Annotated in this window: 4 protein-coding genes; all 4 read right to left on the bottom strand. The window is 43.8% G+C overall.

Annotation, left to right across the window (positions count from 1 at the left end; genetic code table 11):
* The coding region (locus BOW51_RS10115) for a cation efflux transmembrane domain-containing protein (protein ID WP_306341500.1) at nucleotides 1-281 on the bottom strand (281 nt) is incomplete at its 3' end.
* 172 nt (nucleotides 282-453) lie between these two features.
* Nucleotides 454-849, bottom strand: a complete 396-nt coding sequence (locus BOW51_RS10120) for a DUF2750 domain-containing protein (RefSeq protein WP_167367328.1) — start codon at nucleotides 847-849, stop codon at nucleotides 454-456.
* A gap of 19 nt (nucleotides 850-868) precedes the next feature.
* Nucleotides 869-1,504 (bottom strand): hypothetical protein, encoded by a 636-nt coding sequence (locus BOW51_RS10125; RefSeq protein WP_078477607.1) that lies wholly within the window; start codon nucleotides 1,502-1,504, stop codon nucleotides 869-871.
* A gap of 191 nt (nucleotides 1,505-1,695) precedes the next feature.
* On the bottom strand, nucleotides 1,696-2,076 hold a 381-nt coding region (locus BOW51_RS10130; protein WP_217349035.1), incomplete at its 5' end, for a hypothetical protein.

Consider the following 2,076-nt stretch of genomic DNA (forward strand, 5'->3'; position numbering starts at 1 on the left):
AAACAAGAAAACAAGAAAACAAGAAAACCACTGAAAATAACACCAGTATTTGCGATGAGGTCATTCTTGGTAAATACCCAGCTTGCCCGCATGTGAACCTCACCATGCTTATGTTTTTCGATGAGGGTCAAACAAAAAAGATTCGCGATAAGGGCAAGGATACCGACCGTAATCATTAAAATAGATTGAGGTTCACTTCCAGATAAAACACGGCGAATAATATCAAACAGGATTAGCAGACCAAGAAGGAATTGGAACCAACCACTGATTGAATGCTGCATTTGCTTTTCGCACGAGTGAACGACCAACGGCATATAAACCGATACCGGAGACTGTAAATTAGTTTGTGTATCTGCTTATCATTAACCCCTACGGGAGATAAGCAGATACACAAACTAATTTACAGTCTCTTTGTCTCTACAAATATTTCGTATTACGGCTATGAGCTTACTGTCATTCCCATACAGCTCCCACTTCCTCTTCAATTGCCGTTTTTAATACGCCACCTTCAACAGCAAGACCCTCTCGTTTATCGTTATAGAAGACTCCAAAATACACACCATCAGAAACCATATCCGGTATACAATTCCTAATAAAGGAATCCAAGCTTATCGCCTGAGGCTTAGCCCCCATCTCCTTTTGCTCGTCAAAACAACAAACTTCAGCTAAGTCAGAATGAGGCCATACAGGGAAAATCTCATCGCCATCTGCATCCTTAAAAATCACCCAATTGTTATCACCTACAACCAGCCCCCAAACTTGTTCAAAGTCCGCGCAGTAACGTACAAAGTACGTGTAACGCTCTTCGGGTGACTGTTTGAGCAAATTCTCAATTTGCTTCTCGTGCATGTTAATTATCTTTCTCCACCTAGTATCGATGCCGGTGCAATCTGGTCTCAACTTTGTGGTCAGCATGATTCTTTAGCTTTGAGCCAGCGTAACTGTTACCCTGGCTAGCAGGTGCATTGTACGGATGAGCTAACTCATACCCTTTATCTTGAGCCTTTCGTCCAGGCGACTTCCTTCCATTCCTCGGAACACGCAGTCCAGATTTATTCCCGTATTCAATATGACGGGCGTCATTTTTCAACCAGCCTCTATCAGCAGAGCTAACCTTAGGGTCATTCATCATTTCCCTAAGCCTTGCTTGCTTACCTGAACGTCCTGCACTCTTTGCGGTTCCTTTCAACACGAAACGACCAAGAATACCTAGTACTGCAACTGCACTTTTGTCCCAATGCTCTGCAATACCTTCACCAGCTTTCCCGTATACTCTCTTGATTTGTACCCAACGTCCAGGAATTGCTTGGCCATCATTATCTGAATAATTACCATCGGCCCACCTATGTGGCTCCCTCCCATCCGGAAAATAGCTCAGCCCCGTCACATCATCATGGGACTTGCCGGTAAAGAAGGGGGAGTTATCCTCAGTGCTCACTTCTTTGAGCATGCGTGCAGTCGCGTAAGCATCCCCGGTTAAAAACAGCAACGCCAACATCAGCATGCTTGTTACTACCGTTGTGAAATTTCTTTTTCTCATAGCCAATGTTATCATTGGCTGCTTGACTGACGTGGTCAAGTGTTTTTTTCGTACAACCCAGTTAAGCCTCCAAATAATCCACATAACCAGACATGACCTGATGATCTCTCGGGTGTATATCGGTAATACCCATCACTAGAAGAGCGCCACGTCATTCAATGGAAATCTTCTTCATGTTGTCCATATTTATCCTCTATCTCCTCAGGAGTAAACGCATCTTCAACTACATATCCGTATTCATACTTCCACTTTCTTGCTTGTTTTGACAGGTTCTCCTGGCGTGTCCGCATAGATTCATCGATCAACAAATCTGGATTCATGGTGCTGCCATACTCTTCGATGAACATCTCCTCAAATTCATCAACATAGAAGTCAGAATCTTTCATATCGACATTTGGAGAATCTACAGTCTTTATAACTGCACAATATTCTTCAGCCACAAGCGTGTCTTTGATCTCGTGATGCAAAACGGGACATCCAAGTCTCCCTTTTACACTCGATCTTCGACAGCCTTTACTGCCCCGGACGCCCTGCGT

It is taken from the genome of Solemya elarraichensis gill symbiont, from assembly GCF_002021095.1.
Classification (GTDB): Bacteria; Pseudomonadota; Gammaproteobacteria; order Chromatiales; family Chromatiaceae.